The sequence below is a fragment of the Citrobacter sp. TBCS-14 genome (genome assembly GCF_005280805.1).
GTDB lineage: Bacteria > Pseudomonadota > Gammaproteobacteria > Enterobacterales > Enterobacteriaceae > Citrobacter > Citrobacter gillenii.
This window is the reverse complement of the sequence record NZ_SZWM01001241.1, coordinates 314-526: the sequence shown is the minus strand read 5'-3', so window position 1 is coordinate 526 and position 213 is coordinate 314. Positions and strand designations below refer to the sequence as shown.

The window sequence follows — 213 nt, the reverse complement described above, 5'->3', positions numbered from 1 at the left end:
ACCGTGATAATCAGAAAAGCCGTATCCTTCCATAATCTGGTTAAGACGAGGAGTCGGGATTTCACCAATATCAACATTTTTCACATGTTTACCTGCAACAGGTTCATCGATTTCTCGTGTTAAGTGCCACTTCCCTTTGTAAGCTGAGTAATAACCTAGCTCTCTCATCATGTGACCCACAGTACGCAATTCAGGATCAAGATCGTAATTCAT

The 213-nt window shown here is 41.3% G+C and carries 1 pseudogene; it reads right to left on the bottom strand.

Going from position 1 to position 213, the window contains the following annotated elements:
* A pseudogene (locus FDX22_RS26480) lies at positions 1-213 on the bottom strand (phosphatase); the annotation flags it as partial.